At 71.8% G+C, this 21,092-nt stretch carries 19 protein-coding genes; 14 read left to right on the forward strand and 5 right to left on the reverse strand.

Annotation, left to right across the window (positions count from 1 at the left end; all coding sequences use genetic code 11):
* The first annotated feature begins 55 nt into the window (after positions 1 to 55).
* Together ACBJ32_RS46240 and ACBJ32_RS46245 are read left to right on the forward strand one after the other, a co-directional pair.
* Positions 56 to 673: an HAD family hydrolase gene (locus ACBJ32_RS46240; RefSeq protein ID WP_357893632.1), complete on the forward strand. Its 618-nt coding sequence runs from the start codon at positions 56 to 58 to the stop codon at positions 671 to 673.
* 93 nt (positions 674 to 766) lie between these two features.
* A complete protein-coding gene (locus ACBJ32_RS46245) occupies positions 767 to 1,162 on the forward strand; it encodes a cold-shock protein (RefSeq protein WP_101789277.1) in 396 nt (131 codons plus the stop codon).
* Positions 1,163 to 1,208: 46 nt separating this feature from the next.
* Here ACBJ32_RS46245 and ACBJ32_RS46250 read toward each other — a convergent pair whose 3' ends face one another.
* Positions 1,209 to 2,876: an MFS transporter gene (locus tag ACBJ32_RS46250; RefSeq protein WP_375132269.1), complete on the reverse strand. Its 1,668-nt coding sequence runs from the start codon at positions 2,874 to 2,876 to the stop codon at positions 1,209 to 1,211.
* A gap of 192 nt (positions 2,877 to 3,068) precedes the next feature.
* Between ACBJ32_RS46250 and ACBJ32_RS46255 the strand changes: the two genes are divergently transcribed.
* The gene (locus ACBJ32_RS46255) at positions 3,069 to 3,869 is read left to right on the forward strand and encodes a DUF3027 domain-containing protein (protein ID WP_375132271.1); all 801 of its coding nucleotides are present in this window, start codon (positions 3,069 to 3,071) and stop codon (positions 3,867 to 3,869) included.
* A gap of 66 nt (positions 3,870 to 3,935) precedes the next feature.
* Positions 3,936 to 6,971, forward strand: a complete 3,036-nt coding sequence (locus ACBJ32_RS46260; protein ID WP_375132272.1) for a sacsin N-terminal ATP-binding-like domain-containing protein — start codon at positions 3,936 to 3,938, stop codon at positions 6,969 to 6,971.
* A 54-nt stretch (positions 6,972 to 7,025) separates the two neighbouring features.
* Here ACBJ32_RS46260 and ACBJ32_RS46265 read toward each other — a convergent pair whose 3' ends face one another.
* Complete coding sequence (locus tag ACBJ32_RS46265) at positions 7,026 to 8,483, reverse strand: alpha/beta hydrolase (RefSeq protein ID WP_375132273.1); 1,458 nt, start codon at positions 8,481 to 8,483, stop codon at positions 7,026 to 7,028.
* Between the two features lie 111 nt (positions 8,484 to 8,594).
* Entirely contained in the window at positions 8,595 to 8,807 is a 213-nt protein-coding gene (locus tag ACBJ32_RS46270; RefSeq protein WP_357893562.1) for a DUF2530 domain-containing protein, read from the reverse strand.
* A 59-nt stretch (positions 8,808 to 8,866) separates the two neighbouring features.
* Here ACBJ32_RS46270 and ACBJ32_RS46275 point away from each other — a divergent pair, with 59 nt between their 5' ends.
* From ACBJ32_RS46275 to thpR, 4 genes are all read left to right on the forward strand, one after another.
* Entirely contained in the window at positions 8,867 to 10,330 is a 1,464-nt protein-coding gene (locus ACBJ32_RS46275) for an NCS2 family permease (protein WP_375132491.1), read from the forward strand.
* Between the two features lie 132 nt (positions 10,331 to 10,462).
* Positions 10,463 to 10,915, forward strand: a complete 453-nt coding sequence (locus tag ACBJ32_RS46280) for a MarR family transcriptional regulator (protein ID WP_357893566.1) — start codon at positions 10,463 to 10,465, stop codon at positions 10,913 to 10,915.
* Positions 10,916 to 10,938: 23 nt separating this feature from the next.
* The gene (locus ACBJ32_RS46285; protein WP_375132274.1) at positions 10,939 to 12,180 is read left to right on the forward strand and encodes an MFS transporter; all 1,242 of its coding nucleotides are present in this window, start codon (positions 10,939 to 10,941) and stop codon (positions 12,178 to 12,180) included.
* Between the two features lie 121 nt (positions 12,181 to 12,301).
* Positions 12,302 to 12,859, forward strand: a complete 558-nt coding sequence (gene thpR, locus ACBJ32_RS46290) for an RNA 2',3'-cyclic phosphodiesterase (RefSeq protein WP_375132275.1) — start codon at positions 12,302 to 12,304, stop codon at positions 12,857 to 12,859.
* A gap of 207 nt (positions 12,860 to 13,066) precedes the next feature.
* Here thpR and ACBJ32_RS46295 read toward each other — a convergent pair whose 3' ends face one another.
* Positions 13,067 to 14,035: an aldo/keto reductase gene (locus ACBJ32_RS46295; RefSeq protein ID WP_375132277.1), complete on the reverse strand. Its 969-nt coding sequence runs from the start codon at positions 14,033 to 14,035 to the stop codon at positions 13,067 to 13,069.
* Positions 14,036 to 14,120: 85 nt separating this feature from the next.
* Between ACBJ32_RS46295 and ACBJ32_RS46300 the strand changes: the two genes are divergently transcribed.
* Positions 14,121 to 15,413, forward strand: coding sequence for an MATE family efflux transporter (locus ACBJ32_RS46300; RefSeq protein ID WP_375132278.1), 1,293 nt, complete (start codon positions 14,121 to 14,123; stop codon positions 15,411 to 15,413).
* A gap of 129 nt (positions 15,414 to 15,542) precedes the next feature.
* Entirely contained in the window at positions 15,543 to 16,553 is a 1,011-nt protein-coding gene (locus ACBJ32_RS46305) for a hypothetical protein (RefSeq protein WP_375132279.1), read from the forward strand.
* Between the two features lie 4 nt (positions 16,554 to 16,557).
* On the opposite strand, the gene ACBJ32_RS46310 is transcribed toward ACBJ32_RS46305, so the two are convergent.
* The gene (locus ACBJ32_RS46310; RefSeq protein ID WP_185100420.1) at positions 16,558 to 16,932 is read right to left on the reverse strand and encodes a hypothetical protein; all 375 of its coding nucleotides are present in this window, start codon (positions 16,930 to 16,932) and stop codon (positions 16,558 to 16,560) included.
* A 43-nt stretch (positions 16,933 to 16,975) separates the two neighbouring features.
* Here ACBJ32_RS46310 and lhgO point away from each other — a divergent pair, with 43 nt between their 5' ends.
* From lhgO to ACBJ32_RS46330, 4 genes are all read left to right on the forward strand, one after another.
* Positions 16,976 to 18,193, forward strand: coding sequence for an L-2-hydroxyglutarate oxidase (lhgO, locus tag ACBJ32_RS46315; protein ID WP_375132280.1), 1,218 nt, complete (start codon positions 16,976 to 16,978; stop codon positions 18,191 to 18,193).
* A gap of 17 nt (positions 18,194 to 18,210) precedes the next feature.
* Complete coding sequence (locus ACBJ32_RS46320; protein WP_357893580.1) at positions 18,211 to 18,903, forward strand: response regulator transcription factor; 693 nt, start codon at positions 18,211 to 18,213, stop codon at positions 18,901 to 18,903.
* A complete protein-coding gene (locus ACBJ32_RS46325) occupies positions 18,903 to 20,318 on the forward strand; it encodes a sensor histidine kinase (RefSeq protein ID WP_375132281.1) in 1,416 nt (471 codons plus the stop codon). Before ACBJ32_RS46320 ends, ACBJ32_RS46325 begins: the two co-directional genes overlap by 1 nt.
* 65 nt (positions 20,319 to 20,383) lie before the next feature.
* Entirely contained in the window at positions 20,384 to 21,043 is a 660-nt protein-coding gene (locus ACBJ32_RS46330; protein WP_357893634.1) for a response regulator transcription factor, read from the forward strand.
* Positions 21,044 to 21,092 lie beyond the last annotated feature (49 nt).

Below are 21,092 nucleotides of genomic sequence, written 5' to 3' on the forward strand. Positions count from 1 at the left end.
CGGAACAAGGGCCGTTACGCGGGGCAGGGGGTCGTTTGGCATCCTGCAACCTGTGATGACTTCGGTGGGATTCGACCTTGACATGACATTGGCCGACACGCGGGCGGGGATCGCGGCCGTTTACGACGAGCTGGCTGTGCGATTGGGCGTGCCATTTGACAGCGCGGCGATCGTGAGCCGGTTGGGGCCGCCGCTGGAGGTGGAGCTGGCCAACTGGCTGCCCTCGGAGGAGGTGCCGGCCGCCGCCGACCTCTATCGAGAGATATATCCGGAAATGGGGGTTCCGGTGCACACGGCCATGGCCGGCGCGCACGAGGCCATCGAGGCCGTGCGCCGGGCCGGTGGCGGGGTCATCGTGGTGACGGGCAAGAACGTCCGCGACGCCAGGGGCACGGTCAAGGTTCTCGGGCTCGACGTGGACGAAGTGGTCGGCTCGGTTTTCGGCGCCGACAAGGGATCGGCACTCGCGCGCTTCGGCGCGGCGGCTTATGTTGGTGACCATGTCGCGGACATCCAGGCGGCACGCGCGGGCGGCGCCGTGAGCGTGACAGTCGCGACCGGCCCTTACACAGTGGGAGAGCTGCGTGATCACGGAGCAGATGTGGCACTGGGCGACCTGACCGAATTCGCCGCCTGGTTCGCCGGCTGGCGCGAGCATGATGCGCTTCGGTAATTGTCCCCCATTTACCCGGTCGCCTCGGTGCTTCGCGGGGCATAACCTACATCCATCCATCCTTCTTTTCGACTGTTTGAACGAGGTCCTCCTGTGCCGAGTGGCAAGGTCAAGTGGTACGACGCCGACAAGGGTTTCGGCTTCCTCACCCGCGACGACGGCGGTGAGGTCTTCGTGCATTCATCCGCGCTGCCCGCCGGCGCAGGCCCGCTCAAGCCCGGCCAGAAGGTCGAGTTCGGCGTGGCCGAGGGCCGCAGGGGCCAGCAGGCGCTCTCCGTCAGGATCCTGGAGCAGCCGCCGACGCTGGCCAAGACCAAGCCGAAGGGCAAGCGGAAGAAGCCGGACGAGATGGTGGTCATCGTCGAGGATCTGATCAAGCTGCTCGACGGGGTCTCGACCTCGTACCAGCGGGGCAAGCACCCGGACGCGGCGCACGCCAAGAAGATCGCCCAGGTGCTCCGGGCGGTCGCCGACGACCTCGACGCCTGACCTCCTCGCGATATCCCAGCGCCCCGGCCCGCCCTCCCCGGGCGGGTCAGCCGTTCGGATTGGTGAGGGGTTTGGTGGAGTCGAGCTTCTCCTTCCGCGGCGGCGGCTCCTCGCCGCCCCGCGGCTCGTCGTAGGGCAGGGTCTCGTCGTACGGGGTGGGCTCGTCGTAGGCGGAGGCCGAATCGTGGGCGGCGGCCGAGCCGTTGACGGTGGCCGAGTCGTACGCGGCGGCCGGGCCGCCGGCGGGGGCTGAGCCGTTGGCGGAGGCCGAGCCGTACGCGGCGGTCTCGCCGCGGGTGCCGGGCTCGGCGTGGGCCGTGGCCGCATCGGCCGGGCCGGCGGCCTCGGCGCGCCGGCGGCGCAGCTCGGCCTTGGTCGCGCGGACCCGCTTCCTCCGGGAGATCAGCAGCCACCCCAGCGCCGCGGTCAGCGCGACCGACAGCGTCACCAGCCCCGCCAGGCTGCTCTCGGTGAGCGAGAGCACCAGCCCCACCAGCCCGCCGAACACCCAGGCGAGCTGCAACACCGCCTCCACCACGCCGAAGGTGGACGAGCGCACCTCCTCGCCGATCTCCCGCTGCACGATCGCGTCGAGCGCCAGCTTGCCCAGCTCCTGCGAGAAGGCCGCGACCAGCGAGATCGCCAGCGCCGTCCACAGCCCGAAGAAGACGGCGGTGACGATGGCGGTCACCACGGTCATGGCCAGCGTGGCCAGCACGATGAGCTGCGGCGCGTGGTTGCGCGTCCAGTTCGCCACCGCGGCGCCCGCCAGGCCGCCCAGCCCGGCCGCGCCCGCGAGCAGCGCGATCGTCTTGGGGATGTCGAAGAACGGGTCGCGCGCCCACGGCTCCGCGGCGGCCAGCCACGGCACCGCCTCGTCCTGCACCAGGAACAGCAGGAAGAACAGCAGGAACCCGGAGAAGACGCGGATGGCCACGTTCGCCCAGACCGCCTCGGCCACCGCGGGCCCCACCTTCAGCAGGGTGCGCCAGCGCGGGGCGGCGCCCTCCTCCTCCGTGTCGGGGGAGTCGATGTGGCGCGGCAGGCGTACCGCGACGACGCCGAGCAGCAGGAAGCCCACCATGGCGACGCGCAGGATCATCGCGCTGCCCAGCCACGCGGTCAGGCCCGCGCCGACCGGCACCGCCACCCCGGCCGAGACCAGCGTGAACAGCGCCACCCGCGCGTTCGCCGACACCAGCGTGATGTCGGCGGGCAGCACGCTCGGCATGATCGCCGCCCGCGACACGTTGTACGCCTTCGACAGCACCAGCACGCCCAGCGCCCCGATGAACAGCGTCGGCAGGTCGCCGGGGCCCACGGCCGCCGCCATGGCGAAGCACAGCAGGCCGCGCCCGAACAGCGTGCCCGCCATCACGTAGCGCCGGCCCGACCTGAACCGGTCGAGTATCGGCCCCACGAACGGCGCGAGCAGCGCGAACGGCAACATCGTGATGACGAGGTAGAGGGCGACCGAGCCGCGCGCCTCGCCCACCGGCACGCCGAAGAACACGGTGCTGGCCAGCGCCACCGTGACGAGCGCGTCGCAGGCGCTGTTGCCGGCCGACAGCTCGATCAGCCGGCCGAGCCCGGTGCGGCCCGCGCCGCCCGCGTACGTGAGCCTGCGCGTGGCCTTGCCGACCTTCCGCGCGCCCCTGGCGGTGGCCTTGCCCGCCCGCGCGGTGCCGCTCGCCGTGGCTCTGGTCGCGCGCACGGTCGCACGTCCGGCGTCCGCGGCGCCACGCGCCACGCGCCGGGAGATGTGGCGTGCCCGCTCCCAGCCTCCCTCCACGACTACCAGTCTTACCCGATCCTGGCCCGATCTCAGCCGTGTGGGCCCCCGCAGGTCCCGTGATGGGTGAGAATGAAGTGTGAGCGAACAGCACCTTTCGGCGAAGGCGGCCCGATGAGCCGCACCAGGGCCCGCGTCTCCGCTCCCGACCAGGCCTGTGTCGCCGCGGTCGATCTGGCGCGCGCCGCGGCCGAGGAGCTAGCGCGGCCGGGCCAGCCCGGCGAGCACCTCGGTTACGAGAGCGAAGGCGACCGGATCGTCACCCACTACTTCGCCTGCCTGGATCGGGCCTACCGCGGCTGGCGCTGGGCCGTCACGGTCACGCGTGCCTCGCGCGCGAAGAAGGTCACGGTCAGCGAGGCCGTCCTGCTGCCCGGCTCCGGGGCGCTGCTCGCGCCCGAGTGGCTGCCGTGGAGCGAGCGCCTGCGCCCCGGCGACCTGGGCGTGGGCGACCTGCTGCCGACCGCGGACGATGACGACAGGCTCGCGCCGGGTTTCACCGAGACCGACGACGACGCCGACCATCAGGCGGTTTTCGAGTACGGCCTGGGCCGAGCCCGTGTGCTCTCGGCCATCGGCAAGGACCGGGCGGCCAGACGCTGGCACTCGGGCGAGCACGGGCCGCATACGCCGATCGCACACGCCGCTCCCGCGCAATGTTCCACCTGCGGGTTCTACTGGCTGCTGGCGGGTGGCTTGCGGCAGATGTTCGGGGTCTGCACTAACGAGTACGCCCCCGACGACGGCAGGGTCGTGGCCGCCGACCACGGCTGCGGCGCCCACTCGGAGGCCGCCGTGCTGCCCCCGCCCGTGGAGCAGGCCATCCCGATCCTTGACGATCTGGGTTACGACCTCATGGAGGAGGAAGCAGGTTCGGTGGACGAGTCGGCTTCCGAGGAGCTCGGCCATTCCTGACCGAGAGTGTCGGTGAAGGCCGCTAACCTACGGTGGCCCCCTACCCTCCAACCAGGATCGTGATCGATGAGCGACACCTACGGCACTGACCGGATGCGCGCAGCCGTCCTCTCGGCGTGGACGGCCTCGCCCGCCCGGTTCCGCGAAGACGCCAACGCGGAGGAGGACTTCGCGCTCGGCGGCTACCGCGACCGGCTGATCGTCGAGCTGGCGCAGAACGCCGCCGACGCGGCGCTGCGGGCGGGCGTGCCAGGGGTGCTGCGGCTGACGCTGCGCGGCGAGGTGCTGACGGCCGCCAACACCGGCGCCCCGCTCGACGCCACCGGCGTGGAGAGCCTGTCCACGCTGCGCGCCTCGGGCAAGCGTGACGAGGCGGGCGCGGCGGGCCGGTTCGGGGTCGGGTTCGCGGCGGTGGTGTCCGTCTGCGACGCGCCCTCCATCGGCTCGCGCGGCGCCCCCGCCGTGCGCTGGTCCCGTACGGAGACCGCGGCCCTGGTCGCCGAGATCCCCGCGCTCGCGGGCGAGCTGGCCGAGCGCGGCGGGCACGTGCCGCTGCTGCGGCTGCCCTTCGACGAGCCGCCGATGATCGACATCCCTGAGGGCTTCGACACGGTGGTCCGGCTGCCGCTGCGCGACCAGGCGAGCGTCGAGGTCGTGCGGCGGATGCTGGCCGAGGCCAGCCCGGCGTTGCTGCTCGGCATGCCCGCGCTGGAGAGCATCGAGATCGACGTCGACGGCTCCGTGCGCACGGTGGCGGCCGACGGCTGGCACGTCGTGTCGGAGTCCGGCGAGTTCACGCCCGAGGAGGTGGGCAGGCTCTTCGCCGACCGGCCCACCGAGGAGCGCGCCCGACCTTACTGGTCGCTGCGCTGGGCGGTGCCGGTCACCGGCACCGGCGAGCCGGGCCCGCTGCCCGCCGCCGTGCCGCCCGTGGTGCACGCCCCGACGCCCAGCGACGAGCCCATCGACCTGCCCGCGCTGCTGATCGCCTCGTTCCCGATGGCCACCGACCGGCGCCACGTGGCCAAGGGCCCGCTGGCCGACTTCCTGGTCGAGCGGGTCGCCGACGCCTACGTGCGGCTGCTGCGCGAGCTGCCGCGCACGTCCAAGCTGCTCGACCTCGTGCCCTCCCTCATGGGCAAGGGCGAGCTCGACGCCCGCATCCGGCGGGCCGTGCTGGCGCGGCTGCCCGGCACGCCGCTGCTGCCCGCGCTGTCGGCGCCCGCCCCGGCCGTGCAGACGCCGTCGTTCGCCGAGGAGAAGGTCTACGAGCCCGACGCGCAGTGGCAGGTCGAGCACCCTGCGCCCGAGCCCGACGGTGACGGCTGGGTGGTGACGGGCCGCGAGGCGGCCGTCGTGGCCTCCGCCTCGCCCGGGCTGCTCGCCGCCGTCGCCGAGTTCGTGCCGGGGCTGCTGCCCGCCGGCTGGCCCGCCCGCCATCCGGCCATGGCCGCGCTCGGGGTGCGCAGGGTGGAGCTGTCCGACATCGTCGACCTGCTGTCGGGCGAGGCCGTGGAGGCGCGCGAGCCGTCGTGGTGGCGCTCGCTGTACGAGGTGCTGCCGGCCGACGACCCCGAGTCGCTGGGCGCGCTGCCGGTGCCGCTGGCCGACGGCCGGCTGGTGCGCGGGCCGCGCGGCACGCTCATCCTGGCCGACGGCGGCGCCGAGCTCGACCTGACGCCCCTCGGGCTGCGCATCGTGCACCCGGAGGCGGCGCACCCGGCGCTGCTGCGGCTGGGCGCCGCCGAGGCCACGCCGCGCACGGTGCTGGACGACCCGCTGACCAAGGCCGCCGTCGCCCAGTCGCTCGACAGCCCCGACCCCGAGCCGGTGGCCAGGGCCGTGCTGTCGCTGGTGGAGGCGTCCGGGCTGGCGCCCGGCGAGGCGCCGTGGCTGGCCGAGCTGGCGCTGCGCGGCACCGACGGCGAGCTCTACCCGGCCGGCGAGCTCATGCTGGCCGACGGGGCGCTGGCGGCGGTCCTGGAGTCCGACACGCATCTCGGGGTGGCCGCGGCCGAGCTGGAGGAGACCTACGGGCCGCGCGTGCTGGCCGCGGCGGGGGTGCTCGACGGGTTCGCCGTGGTGCACGAGCCCGACGTGCTGCTCGACCCCGACGAGTGCGACCACGACCTCGACGGCGAGGCCGACTGGCTCGACCACGTGCTCGACCTGCTGCCCGAGCTGGACGTGCCGCCGCTGGTGCCCGAGTTCCTCGCGGTGCGTGACCTGGAGCTGGTGGCCGACTGGCCGGCCGCGCTGGAGCTGCTGACCACGCCGCCGCTGCGGGCCGCGCTGCACCCGCTGCGCGTCGAGGGCGTGGAGGTGCCGTCCTACACGGCGTGGTGGCTGGCCAACCATCCGGTGCTGGACGGGCGCAAGCCGCTGGAGCTGCGGCTGCCCGGGGCCGACCCGCTGCTGCAGGGCCTGTATTCCGACGCCCCGGCTGGGCTCGACGAGGCGGCGCTGTCGATGATCGGCGTCCGCACGACGCTGCCGGAGCTGCTGGCCTCGCACGGCGGCCCCGAGGAGCTGCTCGACCTGATGGCCGACGAGTCGATCGAGGTCGACCGGGCCCAGCTCCGGGCGCTGTGGATCGCGCTGGCGGCCGTGGACCCGTCGCGGGTGGCGCCGCCTGCGAACTTGCGGGCGGTCCTCCGCGGGGAGATCGTGGTGGCCTCCGCCGAGGACGCCGTGGTGGTGGAGGCGCCCGACCTGCTGCAGCTCGTCACCGATCGGCCGCTGGTGCTGGCCCCGTACGACCTGGCCGAGGCCCTGTCGGAGCTGCTCGACCTGCCGCTCGCCGGCGAGCTCGCCTCGGGCGCGGTCACCTCGGAGGGGGTGACGCGGCAGGTGCCCGCCGAGGTGCGCTCGCTGCTGCCCACCGCGCCGCAGACGTACGTCGAGCACGAGAAGCTGCTGGTTGACGGCGTGGAGTGCGCCTGGCGCTTCTTCGAGGGCGCCGTGCACTGCACCGGGGTCGACGGGCTGGCCAGGGGGCTGGCCTGGGCGACCGGGCAGTGGAACGACCGGCTCGCGGTGGCCGCGTTGCTGCGCGACCCGGAGGCGGTGCCGCTGCTGCTGGCCGAGGCCGACCTGTCCTGACGCGGGCACGCCGGGGAGGCGCCGCCGCAGGCCCTCCCCGGATCAGGATCGCGATCAGGCGCCGCAGGTGCTGCCCGCGGCCGGCACCTTGCCGTCGATCAGGTACGCGTCCACGGTCTTCATGACGCAGCCGTCGCCGGTCAGGTAGGCGCCGTGCCCCTCGCCCTCGTAGGTGACCAGGACACCCGTCCTGAGCTTCTCCGTCAGGCTCGTGGCCCACTGGAACGGCGTGGCCGGGTCGCCCTTGCCGCCGATGACGACGATGGGCGCCGAGCCGGTGGCGTCGATGCGCTTGGCCGCGTCGTCCCCGCGCACCGGCCAGTACTCGCACGCCCCGCTGGTGATCCCGTCGAAGGACAGCACCGGGAAGATCCCCTTCACCCGCTCGTTGATCTTCGCCATCTGCGCGGAGGTCGGGCGCTCGGCGTAGTCCGCGCAGTTGATCGCCTGCAGGCTGGTCATCATCGTGTTGTACGTGCCGTCGGCACGGCGGCCGGTGTAGGAGTCGGCCAGGGCGAGCAGGATGGTGGCGTTGCCCTTGAGCGCGGCGGCGGTCGCCTGCTCCAGCACGGGCCAGCTCTGCTTGGCGTACAGCGGGGTGATGACGGCGAGCTGGCCCAGCCAGAACGTGAGCTCGCGGTCACCCACCTTGATCGGCCTGGTCTTGAGTCCCTCGACGAAGTCCTCGACCTTCTTGACGACGGCGGCGGGGGTGGCGCCCAGCTCGCAGCTCTGCGCCACGCAGTCCTCGGCGAACGCCTCCAGCGCCTGGTCGAAGCCCGTCGCCTGGATGACGGCGCGCTCCTCGTAGGTGACCGAGGGGTCGAAGGCGCTGTCCAGGACGAAGCGGCCGACGTTCTTGGGGAAGTGCGTGGCGTAGACGGCGCCGAGGTGGGTGCCGTACGAGAAGCCGAGGTAGTTGAGTCGCTCGTCGCCGAGCGCGGCCCTGAGCAGGTCGAGGTCCTTGGCGGCGTTGACGGTGCCCACGTGCGGCAGCACCTTGCCCGACTCCTGCCGGCAGGCCTGGACGAACTTCTTGGCCAGCGCGTCCTGGTCGGCGTCCGCGTCGGAAGCCAGCATCTCGGCGTACTCGTTGCCGCACGTGACGCCGGCGCTGCGGTCGACGCCGCGCGGGTCGAAGCTGACCAGGTCGTAGCGGGTGCCGAGCTTGCTGAACGCGGCGGCGGACATGGCCAGCGAGTCCACGCCCGACGCGCCGGGGCCGCCGAAGTTGAACACCAGCGAGCCGAGACGGTCGCCGGTGGCCTTGACCCGGATGAGCGCGAGGTCGATCTTCTCCCCGTCGGGCTCGGCGTGGTCCAGGGGGACCGGAAGCTTGCCGCACTCGACGCCGGGACCTGGGGTGAGCTGCTTGCCGTCGGGGCCGACGAGGTCGGTGCAGGTGCTCCACGCCACCGTGCCCGACGCGCCGCTCGTGGCGGACGGTGCCGAAGTGCTGCAGGAGGTGAGCACCACGGCGCCCAGGAGGAAGGTTGCGAGGGGCTTCTTCATGCGAACAAGCATGGGTTGGCGGACATATGCCGATGTAGTGGGCGGAAACACCACTTAGAGGTGACTTCGGGGAACAGCGGGAGATGACGAATGTCACCTCCCGCGCGGGGGTCAGCCGCGCCTGGGCCTCCGGACGAACCAGATGCCGAAGAAGCCGAAGCCCACGCCCGTCAGGCAGGTCCAGATCCACCAGGTGTTCTCGGGGGCGGGGCGGAAGATCAGCAGAGCGACGAAGGCGACCGCCCAGGCGGCCGTGCCGACGGCGATGGCGGCCGTGTCGTTGGTCTTGATCGGCTCGGGGTCGGGGTGCCACTGCTGCTTCACGTTGTCCAGCCTAGCTTCCAATCGGGTCTCGATCTCATTACTGGCTCTTTTCGCAGCTCATCACTACTGTCACTCTTCGCGTCGTGAGTGACACACGTAATGCGATAGACCGTTTCTTCGCAATCTCCGCACGAGGGTCCACCGTCTCCCGAGAGGTACGGGGCGGCATCGCCACGTTCTTCACGATGGCGTACATCGTCGTGCTCAACCCGTTGATCCTGGCCAACGGCAAGGACGTGGACGGCCAGTTCATCGCCGACAGCTCGACCGCTCCCGTGGCGCTCGTCGCCGCGGGCACGGCGTTCGTGGCCGGCGTGCTGACGATCCTCATGGGGGTCATCGGCAAGGTGCCGTTCGCGATGGCGGCCGGGCTCGGCCTGAACGCCTTCGTCACCTTCCAGATCGCCACGGTGATGACCTGGGAGGAGGCCATGGGCCTGGTCTTCCTCGAAGGGATCATCATCGCCGTGCTGGTGCTGACGGGGCTCAGGACGGCGATCTTCCACGCCATCCCCGCCCAGTTGAAGACCGCCATCAGCGTGGGCATCGGCCTGTTCATCGCGCTGATCGGGTTCGTGGACGCCGGCTTCGTGCGCAAGGCCGCCGGCACGCCCCTGGAGCTGGGCATCGGCGGCGCCCTGACCTCTTGGCCGATCTTCGTGTTCATCGTCGGGCTGCTGGCCACGGCGGCGATGGTGGCGCGCAAGGTCAAGGGCGCCATCCTCATCGGGATCGTCGGCACCACGATCCTGGCCATCATCGTCGAGGCGATCGCCAAGGCAGGCGCCTCGTCGGCCGACAACCCGGGCGGCTGGCAGCTCAACCGGCCCGTCGTGCCCGACCAGATCTTCGGCTTCAACAACCCGCTCGTCCTGTTCACCGAGTTCGACCCGTTCGGCGGTTTCATCCGGGTGGACGTGCTGCTGGCCGCCCTGCTCGTCTTCACCCTGCTCATCACCGACTTCTTCGACACGATGGGCACCATCGTGGGCGTCGGCCGCCAGGCGAACCTGGTGCAGGAGGACGGGACGCTGCCGCGTACCAGGGAGATCCTGCTCGTCGACTCGCTCGGGGCCGCCGCCGGCGGCGCCGGCTCCGTCTCCTCGAACACCACCTACATCGAGTCGGCCGCGGGAGTCGGCGAGGGCGCTCGCACTGGTCTCGCCAGCGTGGTCACGGGGCTGCTGTTCCTCGTGGCCATCTTCTTCGCGCCGCTCGTCACCGTCGTGCCCTACGAGGCCGCCGCGCCGGCGCTGGTCATCGTCGGCTTCCTGATGATGACGGCCATCCGGGACGTCGACTGGAACGACTTCGACATCGCGATCCCGGCCTTCCTCACCATCGTGATCATGCCGTTCACGTACTCGATCTCGAACGGGATCGGCGCCGGGTTCATCAGCTACGTGCTGATCAAGGTGGTGCGCGGGAAGGCGCGCGAGGTGCACCCGCTGCTGTGGGGCGTGGCCGCGCTGTTCGCGCTCTACTTCGCCATCGGCCCGATCCGGGCGATGCTCGGCCTCTGAGCCCGTACCTGACCGTCACACCTTCGAAGCCGTCCCGCACACGCGGGGCGGCTTCGGGGTATCAAGGGGTGGAACGACAGTTGTGTCCGGAAATATCCTGCCTTGCCGTATAGTTAGCAAAGGTAATGACTCATGCTAACCAAAACCCAGCCCAAGATGAACCTGCGCAGCGACGCAGGCCTGGCTTCAGCCCTGCGCGTGTCGCTGGCAAGGCTGAACCGACGCCTACGACGACAGGCGGCAGTGCACTCGCTGACGCCCACACAGTTCGCGACCCTCGCCGCGGTGGAACGGCATTCCGGGATAACCCCCGGCGAATTGGCCGAGCTCGAGAAGGTGCAACCGCCCTCGATGACGCGCGTGATCGCCGCTCTCGAGGAGCGCGGCCTGGTCGCCCGCACCCCGCATCCGACCGACCGGCGCCAGGTGACCGTCTCGGTGACCGAGGCCGCCGAGAAGCTGCTGAAGGAGGAGCGCCGCCGCAAGGAGGCGTGGCTGACACAGCGGTTGAAGGAGTTGTCACCGGAGGAGAGGTCGATCCTCAGGCAGGCGGCGCCGATCCTGGAGAAGCTCAGCAAGATCTAGAGCCCGAAGAACCCAGGACCGGGATGTTCCGGTCACTCAGGATTCGTAACTACCGCATGTTCGCGGCGGGCGGCACGGTCTCCAACATCGGCACCTGGCTGCAGCGCACCGCCCAGGACTGGCTGGTGCTCGACCTGACCGCCGGCCCCGGCAACGCCCACGGCAGCGCGGCGGCACTCGGCACGGCGACCGCGCTGCAGTTCCTGCCGATGCTGCTGTTCGGGATGTTCGGCGGCGTGCTCGCCGACCGCTACCCCAAGCGGCCCATCCTCATCGGCGCCCAGACGCTCATGGCCGGGCTGGCGCTCACCATCGGCATCCTCACGATGACGGGCGCCGCCCAGGTCTGGCACGTGTACGTGATGGCGTTCCTGCTCGGCATGATCTCCTGCGTGGAGGTGCCGACGCGGCAGGCGTTCGTGGTCGAGATGGTCGGCCGCGCGGACCTGCCCAACGCGATCGCCCTCAACAGCTCCATCTTCAACCTGGCCCGCGTGGTCGGCCCGGCGCTCGCCGGCGTGCTGATCTACGTGCTGGGCGGGACGGGGCCGATCTTCCTGATCAACGCGCTGACGTTCGGCGGGGTGATCTCCAGCCTGATCTTCATGCGCAAGGCCGAGCTGAACGTGACCGCGCCCGTCCCTCGGGCCAAGGGCCAGCTCCGCGAGGGGCTCCGGTACGTGCTCCAGCGCGAGGAGCTGCTCATGCCGGTGCTGCTGATCGCCTTCGTGTCGATGTTCTCGCAGTCGTTCTCGATGTCGATCGCGCTCATGGCGCGCGAGGTGTTCGGGGCCGGGGCGTCCTCGTTCGGGCTGGCGTCCAGCATGTTCGCGGTGGGGGCGCTCGGCGGGGCGCTGCTCGCGGCGCGCCGGGCGCGGCTGTCGCGCAAGGTGCTCTTCGCCGGGGCGATCGGGTTCGGGCTGTTCCAGATCGCCACCGGGGTGGCGCCGTTCTACCCCGTGTACCTGCTGCTGCTGATCCCCACGGGGATCGCGCTGATCACCATCAACACCGTCGCCAACGCCAGCGTCCAGATCGCCACCTCGCCCGACATGCGGGGGCGGGTCATGGGGATCTACATGCTGGTCTTCACCGGCGGGGCTCCCCTGGGGGCGCCGCTGATCGGGTGGTTGTCCGAGCTGGGCGGGCCGCGGACGGGGGTCATCCTGTCCGGCGTGCTGGTCCTGGCCGGGACGGGGCTGGCCGTGCTGATGACGCGGCTGATCAGCTCGCGCGTGGGCAAGCCGGCGCTCGCCATGGCATGAGTCATTCGCCCGGCGCCGTCGTCGCCGGGCCGCTGGGCGGGCACTCGTGGCATGCGGGTGCCCGCTCTTGTCGTACGGGCGGTGTGAGGGGCGGGGGCGGGCGGGGGAAGAATCGTGGGGTATGAGGCTCTTCGCGGCGCTGGTGCCGCCCGACGACGTGCTGGACGAGATCTCGCGTGCCATCGCGCCGCACGTCGGGCAGGTACCGGGGTTGCGCTGGCCCGATCGGCAGACCTGGCACATCACGCTCGGGTTCTTCGGTGAGGTGCCCGAGCCGGTGCTGCCCGAGCTGGAGATCCGCCTGGCCCGTGCCGTACGCCGCTACCCCGTGCTGAACCTGGCCTTCGACGGCTTCGGCGCCTTCTCCTCCGTGCGGCGGGCACGGGTCTTCTGGGTGGGTGTCAGCGGCGATTCCATGACCAGGCTCGCCGACTCCGTCAAGGCGGGCGCGCGCCGCGCGGGAGCGGCGCAGACCGACGAGAAGCGCTTCCACCCCCATCTCACGCTCGCCCGGGCCAAGGCCGAGACGGACCTGCGGGAGCTGGTGGAGTCGCTGTCGGGGTTCAGCGGGTCGCCGTGGCGGGCCGAGCGCGTCCGGCTCGTCCGCAGTCACACGGGGGCGCAGGTGAGGTACGAGTCACTCGCCGAATGGGCGCTGGCACCCGCCGAGCAGAGCTAGGCTCCAGGTCGTGGATCGTCCTCGCTCCTGGCTGCTGCCCGTCGTGCTCGGCCTGCTGCTGCTGATCGTCATCGTCGGCGCCCTGCTGAGCTGACGCCGCGCACGCCGTCAGGGCCGCTGCCGTGCGGAGCGGCCCGCCGGGCTGAGCGGCCCGCCGGGCCGTCGTGAAGCGGCGGCCAGGCGCGGCACTCCGGGCCCTGGGAGGGCCTACCAGGCGTAGTCCTCAGGGGCGGTGCGGTGGCCGGGGAAGATCTCGTCGAGGCGGGCCAGGGCGGCCTCGTCGAGGTCGATCTCCAGGGCGCGCAGGCTGCCTTCGAGCTGCTGCATCGTGCGCGGGCCGATGATCGGCGAGACGACCGCGCGCTGCTTGAGCAGCCAGGCCAGGGCGACGTCCGCCGGTTCCTCGCCCAGCTCGTCGCAGAACTTCTCGTACTGCTCGATCTTGTCGCGGTGCCTCTCCAGCTGCTTGAGCATGTGCTCGGCACCCGAGCGGCCCTTGTCGAGCTTGCGCAGGACGCCGCCGAGCAGGCCGCCGGCCAGCGGGCTCCACGGGATGACGCCGAGGCCGTAGTCCTCGGCGGCCGGCAGCACCTCGAGCTCCGGCGCGCGCGTGAGCAGGTTGTAGTGGGTCTGCTCGCTGACCAGGCCGAGGAAGTTGCGGCGGGCCGCCGTCTCCTGGGCCTTGGCCAGGTGCCAGCCCGCGAAGTTGGACGAGCCGACGTACAGGATCTTGCCCTGCTGCCGCAGGACCTCCATGGCCTCCCAGAACTCCTCGAACGGGGTCGTGCGGTGCACGTGGTGAGCCTGGTAGATGTCGATGTAGTCGGTCTGCAGGCGCTTCAGCGAGGCGTCGCAGGCCCGGCGGATGTTGAGCGCGGACAGCCCTCGCTCGTTGGGCCAGTCGCCCATGTCGCCGTAGACCTTGGTGGCCAGGACCGTCTTCTCCCGGCGCCCGCCGCCCTGGGCGAACCACCGGCCGATGATCTGCTCGGTGATGCCCTCGCCCTTCTGACCTCCATAGACGTTCGCCGAGTCGAAGAAGTTCAGCCCCAGCTCGTGAGCCCGGTCCATGATCGCGAAGGAGTCCTCCTCCGTGGTGCGCGGGCCGAAGTTCATGGTGCCGAGGCAGAGCGGGCTCACCAGGAGACCGCTGCGTCCGAGGTTGACGTAGTCCATGCACTCAACCCTAAGGACCTGGAGTGCACTCCAGGCCATAGACTCGCTTCATGATCTCGGAACCCCTGCCGGATCTCTCCCTCTCGTGATCGCGCTGCTGCGCGCCGCCGTGCCGATCTTCCTCGCGATGGTCGCGGGCACGGCGGGATCGCTGGTGGTCACCTCGGTGCTGGGTAACCACGACACGGTCACGCTGGCCGCGTTCGCCGTGGTCAGCGCCGTGCTCAGTGCCGCGGCCGCCGCCGTGCAGGGCGCGTTGCGCGGGCTCGGGCCGTTCGTGGCCCCGTTCAGGGAGGAGCCCGCGGCGGCCGTGCCGGTCGTGCGGGACGCGCGCTGGCTCAGCCTGGCCACGGGCATGCTGGGCGCCCTCGCGGTGCTCTGCGTGCCGCTGCTCGCCCGCGTCACCGGGGTGCCGGACGAGGTGGTGCGGGAGATGGGCGCGCTGCCGTGGCTCCTGGCGGTGTATCTGCTGGTCTTCGCCTCCACCGGCGGGGCGGGCACCATCCTGGTCGCGCTGGGGCGCAGCCGTGACGTGCTCTGGCCGACCCTGGTCTTCGGGGTGGGGGTGGGCGGGCTCACCGCCCTGCTGGTGCCGGGGCTCGGGCTGACCGGGGTGGGCATCGCCTGGGTGGTCTCCGGCGCGGGGGCGGCGGGCGTGGCCGCGATCAGCCTGCGGCGGGCGCTGGGCCGGCCCATCGGGCAGGGACGGCCCAGGACACGCGAGATCGTGAAGCTGGCGAAGGTCAGCATCCCGCTGGCCGGGACCGTGCTCGTCAAGTTCGGCGTGCTGGGGGTGGTGACCTTCGCCGCGAGCACCACGGGCCCGCGGGACACCGCCGCCCACGCGGTGCTGAGCACGCTCACCGGCCTGATCATGCTGGCCTCCCTGTCCGTCGCGCAGGCCGCGGTGCCCGAGGTGGCCCGCGCGCCCGACGCGGCCGGGGCACGGCGGGCTCAGCGGGGCGCGGCCCTGCTCGCCGTCACAGGGACGCTCGTGGTGGCGGGTTTGCTGCTCGGGCTCGGGGAGAACGTGCTGGCGCTCTTCACCGACGACGTCGCGGTGCGGGAGAGGGCGCTCGGGCTGCTCCCGCTGATGTTGCTGTCGTCGGTGCTCGACGCGGCCCAGGCGGTGCAGGGCACCGGGCTGACCGCGCTCAAGCGCTCCGCGTCCAGCCTGCTCTTCTTCGTCATCGGGTACGGCCTGCTGGTCGTGGCCGCCGTGCCCGTCGGCAGGACCTGGGGGATCGACGGGCTGTGGACGGCCATGGCGGTGGCCAACGGGCTCCTGGCGGTGTTGCAGGGCACCGGCTTCCACCGCCACAGCGCCAAGGTCGGCCAGAACCCGCGCAGCACGAGGGCGCCCGCCCGGGCACGGTAGGGGGGGCGCGTCGCGCGGCGCCGCCCTCGTCAGCTCCTGGCCACGTGGTGACGCCCACGGTGGCGATCGTGTCGGGCGGGCGCGGGTTGACTCCCTTGGTCGCGCCGTGGGTGGGGCATGATGGCTGGCGTGGGGGACTTCGTGACCAGGATGCTCGTCGTGGCGGCCATGTGCCTGCTGCCCGCCGCGCCGGCCTTCGCCGCGGCGGCTCCGGCCGACGACGGGATGGAGAAGCTGTTCACCTTCAGGGACCAGCGGATCACCGAGTCGAGCGGGCTGGCCGTGTCGCCCACGCACGACGGCGTCTACTACACCCACAACGACAGCGCGGCCACCCCGACGTTCTACGCGGTGGACGGCCAGGGGCGCACGCGGGCCACGTTCCAGGTGCGCGGCGCGCAGGCGCGCGACTGGGAGGCCATGGCGGCCACGAAGGACCCGCGGACCGGCCGCGGGGTGCTCTGGTTCGCCGACATCGGTGACAACCTCGACGGCGCCTGGCCGAACGTGTCGGTCTACAAGGTGACCGAGCCGCGGACGATCGCCGACGCCACGCTGCCCGCCACCCGCTACCGGTTCCGGTACGCCGACGGCGCGCGCAACGCCGAGGGGCTCATGGTGCACCCGCGGACCGGGCGGCTGTACGTGGTGTCCAAGGAGTTCTCCGGCTCGGTGTACGCGGCGCCGCAGGAGCTGCGTACGGACCGGGTGAACGTCCTGCGCAAGGTCGCGAGCGCGCCCCTCATGGCCACCGACGCCGCCTACGCCCCCGACGGCTCGTCGTACGTCGTGCGCACCTACTTCTCCGCCACCCTCTACCGCCCCTCCGGCGAGACGATCGGCAGGGTGACGATGCCGGAGCTGGAGCAGGCCGAGTCGATCGCCTACACCTCCGACGGGCGGTCGCTGCTCGCCGGCACCGAGGGGCCGCGCAGCCCCGTCTACCGGGTGCCCCTCCCGGCCGGGAGCACGCCCACGCCGAGCCCGGCCAGGGCCGAGGAGAAGAAGGAGCCGGCCCCGGTGGCGCGGGCCGGCGAGAGCGACGGCACGGGGTTGACCATCAGGGACGTGCTCATCTGGCTCGCCGCGGCGGCGGCCGCGATCGGCGTGATCACCTTCCTGGCCCGCCGGACACGCTGAGGGCTCAGGGCTCGCGGCGCATGGTGGCGGTGAAGATGTCGCCCCTCAGGGCGCGCTCGACCACCTCGATCGAGCGTGAGAGCCGCACCAGCCGCGGCCCCTCCTCCCGGTAGGTGTCGAGCACCGCCTCGATGGCGTGCGGCGGCAGGTGTCCCTTGAGGTCGACCGCGGCCGCCCGGTAGCCGGCGCGGGCCGCCTCGACGGCCGACCTGACGTGGTGGCGGGCCATCGCGGCCAGCGCCACGGGATGCCGTCTGAGCACCTCGTACGCCCGGTAGTCCGGCGGCACCGCGTCGAGCAGCCAGGCCACTGCCGAGGTCTCCCAGTCGGGCACGCTGGGAGGCCGGACCTCCGCGGGCCATTCCGGTGGGACGTACATACGGACATCGTACTCATGTTCGATTCGCCCGGATATGGCGGGGATGGCGGGTAACGCGGAAAATCATCATGTGACGGAGAAGATCGGAGTCGTGGGCGCCGGCATCGTCGGGCTCGCGGTGGCGCGCGAGCTGGCCACCACCAGAGGGGCCGAGGTGACCGTGCTGGAGAAGGAGGGGCGCGTCGGCGCCCACCAGACCGGGCACAACAGCGGCGTCGTGCACGCGGGGATCTACTATCCGCCGGGCTCGCTCAAGGCCAGGCTCTGCCGGGAGGGCGTGGCGCTGCTCAAGGAGTACTGCGCGGCGCACGCGCTGCCGTACGAGGAGGTCGGCAAGCTGGTCGTGGCCGCCGGCCGGGCCGAGCGGCCGCGGCTGGCGGCGCTGGCCGAGCGGGCGCGCGCCAACGGCGTGCCGGGCATCGCCGAGCTGGACGCGCTCGCGCTGCGCGAGATCGAGCCGCACGCGGTCGGCGTGGCCGCCGTCCACTCGCCGCACACGGCGATCTGCGACTTCCCGGCGGTCGCGCGCCGGCTCGCGCTGGACGTGGCCGAGCTGGGCGGGTCCGTACGCCTGGCGCACCCCGTCAGGGCGCTCAGGGAGCGGGCGGGCAAGGTCGAGGTGGTGGCGGGGAAGCGCAGGTTCGCCTTCGACCGCCTGGTGGTGTGCGCCGGGCTCGGCACCGACGCGGTGGCGGGGATGGCCGGGGCGGGCGGTGACGTGCGGATCGTGCCGTTCAGGGGCGAGTACTACGCGCTCAGGGGCGCCGCCCGGGACCTGGTGCGGGGGCTGATCTACCCCGTGCCTGACCCGCGCTACCCGTTCCTCGGGGTGCACCTGACCCGGCGGATCGGCGGCGGCGTGCTGGTGGGGCCGAACGCGGTGCTGGCCACGGCGTACGAAGGCTACCGATGGTCGAATTTCCGTAATGTTCGGCAAATTCTCGGTTGGCCGGGAACGCTGCGCATGGCCAGGACGCACTGGCGTACCGGACTCAAGGAAGTCCATGGATCCGTGGCCAAGGGCGCGTTCCTCATGGGCGCCCGCCGCTACGTGCCCGAGCTCACCGCCGCGGACCTGGAGCGGGCTCCCGGTGGCGTACGCGCGCAGGCCGTCGCCAGGGACGGAAGTCTGGTGGATGACTTCGTGGTGGATGTCCAGGGAAAGGTAGTTCTGGTGAGGAATGCCCCTTCCCCGGCCGCCACCTCAAGTCTGGCCATTGCCCGGCATATTGCCGGAATTGTCCCAGCACTCGTCCGATGAGGGCATCCTTGGATGTGATGGAATCACGCCTGCTGATAGTCGAGGACGATCCGAACATCCTCGAACTCCTCGCCGCGAGCCTGAGGTTCGCGGGTTTCGACGTGACCACGGCGAAGAGCGGTCTCGACGCCGTGGCCGCCGTGCAACGGCACCGCCCCGACCTCGTCGTGCTCGACGTCATGCTGCCCGACCTGGACGGTTTCGAGATCGTCAAGCGCTTGCGCGGCGGCGGGCTGCACACGCCGGTGGTGTTCCTCACCGCCCGTGACGAGACCGAGGACAAGATCCGCGGGCTCACGCTCGGCGGCGACGACTACGTCACCAAGCCGTTCAGCCTGGAGGAGGTGGTCGCCAGGATCCACGCCGTGCTGCGCCGTACCGCGGGGGAGACGCAGGCGGCGCCGCCGCGGCTGACGTTCGCCGACATCGAGCTGGACGAGGAGAGCCACGAGGTGTGGCGCGGAGGCAACGCGGTCGCGCTGTCACCCACCGAGTTCAAGCTGCTGCGCTACTTCATGACGAACGCCGGGCGGGTCCTGTCCAAGCCGCAGATCCTCGACCACGTGTGGGACTACGACTTCCGGGGCGAGGTGGGCATCGTCGAGTCGTACGTGTCCGTGCTCCGCCGGAAGATCGACAACCGGAGCCCGCGGCTCATCCACACCCTGCGCGGCGTCGGGTACGTCCTGCGCCTGCCGCCGAGCCCCTGATGCGCGGCTTGCCGCTGAGGATCAAGCTGATCGCGTCGATGCTGGCGCTGCTGGGCTTCGGCATGTTCTTCATCGGCGTGGTTAGCGTCTCGGTGCTGCACGGTTACCTGCTCGACCGCGTGGACAGCCAGCTCCACCTGCTCAGCGCGCGCATGGACAAGAAGGTCAGGAGCGACTGGAGGAAGGACAGGGAGACCGCCGAGCACCCGATCCTCATCGAGTCCGACGCGATCGCCCTGGTCAAGGAGCCCGGCGGCCCGTACGTGCCGATGCTGACCGACCGCGACGTGGACAAGAAGCCGATGCCCGTGCTGCCGCGCTCGCCCGATCCCGAGCCCTACACGGCGCCCGCCATCAGCGGCGACGGCGAATGGCGGGTGCTGGGCAGCGTCGTGGCCCAGCGGCGCACGCTCGTGGTCGCCGTGAGCCTGGAGGAGGTGGACGCGATCACCACCCGGCTCGTGCTCATCGAGCTGCTGGGCGGCGGCGGCATCCTGCTCATCCTGGCCGTGGCCGGGGTCACGATCGTCCGGCACAGCATGCGGCCGCTGCGCGAGATCGAGCGTACGGCCGAGGCCATCGCCGGGGGCGAGCTGGGGCGCCGGGTGCCGGACGGCGACCCGCGTACCGAGGTGGGCGGCCTGGCCAGGTCGCTGAACGGGATGCTGGCCCAGATCGAGGCCGCGTTCGCCGCCAGGTCCGCGTCCGAGGCGGCGGCCCGCCGCTCCGAGGACCGCATGCGGCAGTTCGTCGGCGACGCCTCCCACGAGCTGCGCACCCCGCTCACCTCCATCCGCGGCTTCGCCGAGTACGCCAGGCAGAACCCCGGCGCCGACCCCGTCGAGCTGATGCAGCGCGTGGAGAAGGCGGCGGGCCGGATGAGCGTGCTGGTGGACGACCTGCTCCTGCTGGCCAGGGTGGACCAGCAGCGCCCGCTGAAGATGCGCCCGGTGGACATGCTGGCGCTGGCCGCGGACGCCGTGCACGACGCCCGCATCCTCGCCCCCGACCGGCTGATCAAGCTGGACGTGGTCGGCGGCGCGGCCCTGATCGTCTCCGGCGACGAGGTACGCCTGCGCCAGGTCGTCACGAACCTCGTCACCAACGCCATCGTGCACACCGAGCCCGGCTCCCCGATCATCGTCCGGGCCGGGGCGAGCGGCGGCAAGCTCTTCGTCGAGGTCGTCGACCACGGCCCCGGCCTCACGCCCGAGCAGGTCGAGCGCGTCTTCGAGCGCTTCTACCGGGCCGACTCCGCCAGGTCCCGCCGCCGCTCCGCCGAGGACCGCGGCAGCGGGCTCGGCCTGGCCATCGTGCAGGCGCTCGTCCGCGCCCACGACGGCACCGTCACCGTGGACAGCTCCCCCGAAGGGGGCTCCACCTTCCGCGTCGAACTCCCACTCGCCTTGGAGTGAGCCTTCAGCTAACCCTCAGGTCGCTTTGTCACTCTAAGTAGGTGACGAAACCCGAGGCGCTGATCATGGTGGTGGACGACGAACCCAGCATCAGGGATCTGCTCGCCGCCAGCCTGCGCTTCTCCGGGTTCGAGGTGCTGACGGCCGCCGACGGTGAGGAGGCCGTGGAGGTGGCCGTCCGGACCTCGCCCGACCTGGTGGTGCTCGACGTGATGCTGCCCGACCTCGACGGGTTCGAGGTGGCCAGGCGGATCGACGCGCCCGTGCTGTTCCTGACCGCTCGCGACGCCACCGAGGACAAGATCGCGGGGTTGCGGGTGGGGGACGACTACGTGACCAAGCCGTTCAGCCTGGAGGAGGTGCAGGCCAGGATCCGGGCGGTGCTGCGGCGCACGCGGGGGGAGGCCGCGCCCGCGAGCAAGCTGAAGGTGGCCGATCTGGAGCTGGACGAGGAGGCGCGCGAGGTGTCGCGCGGGGGCCGTCAGGTGCGGTTGTCGCCCACCGAGTTCAAGCTGCTGCACTACTTCATGGTCAACGCCGGGAGGGTGCTGTCGAAGGCGCAGATCCTCGACCACGTGTGGAACTACGACTTCGGCGGGGACGCCGGCGTGGTCGAGTCGTACGTGTCGTACCTGCGGCGGAAGGTGGACGACGTCGAGCCCCGGCTCATCCACACGCTGCGCAGCGTCGGCTACGTCCTGCGCGAGCCACCTGCCTCCGGCTGACCACCACGCCCCAGCCTGGCAGGGCCCGCACGGAGGTGCGGCGGGTGAG

The organism is Nonomuraea sp. GTA35 (genome assembly GCF_041950525.1).
Taxonomy (GTDB): Bacteria; Actinomycetota; Actinomycetes; order Streptosporangiales; family Streptosporangiaceae; genus Nonomuraea.

Excerpts from the sequence above, each read along its gene's own strand:
- ACBJ32_RS46240 (WP_357893632.1), top strand. The coding sequence starts at position 56 with ATGACTTCGGTGGGATTCGACCTTGACATGACATTGGCCGACACGCGG.
- ACBJ32_RS46255 (WP_375132271.1), top strand. The coding sequence starts at position 3,069 with ATGAGCCGCACCAGGGCCCGCGTCTCCGCTCCCGACCAGGCCTGTGTC.
- ACBJ32_RS46260 (WP_375132272.1), top strand. The coding sequence starts at position 3,936 with ATGAGCGACACCTACGGCACTGACCGGATGCGCGCAGCCGTCCTCTCG.
- ACBJ32_RS46265 (WP_375132273.1), bottom strand. The coding sequence starts at position 8,483 with ATGAAGAAGCCCCTCGCAACCTTCCTCCTGGGCGCCGTGGTGCTCACC.
- ACBJ32_RS46280 (WP_357893566.1), top strand. The coding sequence starts at position 10,463 with ATGCTAACCAAAACCCAGCCCAAGATGAACCTGCGCAGCGACGCAGGC.
- ACBJ32_RS46285 (WP_375132274.1), top strand. The coding sequence starts at position 10,939 with ATGTTCCGGTCACTCAGGATTCGTAACTACCGCATGTTCGCGGCGGGC.
- thpR (WP_375132275.1), top strand. The coding sequence starts at position 12,302 with ATGAGGCTCTTCGCGGCGCTGGTGCCGCCCGACGACGTGCTGGACGAG.
- ACBJ32_RS46295 (WP_375132277.1), bottom strand. The coding sequence starts at position 14,035 with ATGGACTACGTCAACCTCGGACGCAGCGGTCTCCTGGTGAGCCCGCTC.
- ACBJ32_RS46310 (WP_185100420.1), bottom strand. The coding sequence starts at position 16,932 with ATGTACGTCCCACCGGAATGGCCCGCGGAGGTCCGGCCTCCCAGCGTG.
- lhgO (WP_375132280.1), top strand. The coding sequence starts at position 16,976 with ATGGCGGGTAACGCGGAAAATCATCATGTGACGGAGAAGATCGGAGTC.
- ACBJ32_RS46320 (WP_357893580.1), top strand. The coding sequence starts at position 18,211 with ATGGAATCACGCCTGCTGATAGTCGAGGACGATCCGAACATCCTCGAA.
- ACBJ32_RS46325 (WP_375132281.1), top strand. The coding sequence starts at position 18,903 with ATGCGCGGCTTGCCGCTGAGGATCAAGCTGATCGCGTCGATGCTGGCG.
- ACBJ32_RS46330 (WP_357893634.1), top strand. The coding sequence starts at position 20,384 with ATGGTGGTGGACGACGAACCCAGCATCAGGGATCTGCTCGCCGCCAGC.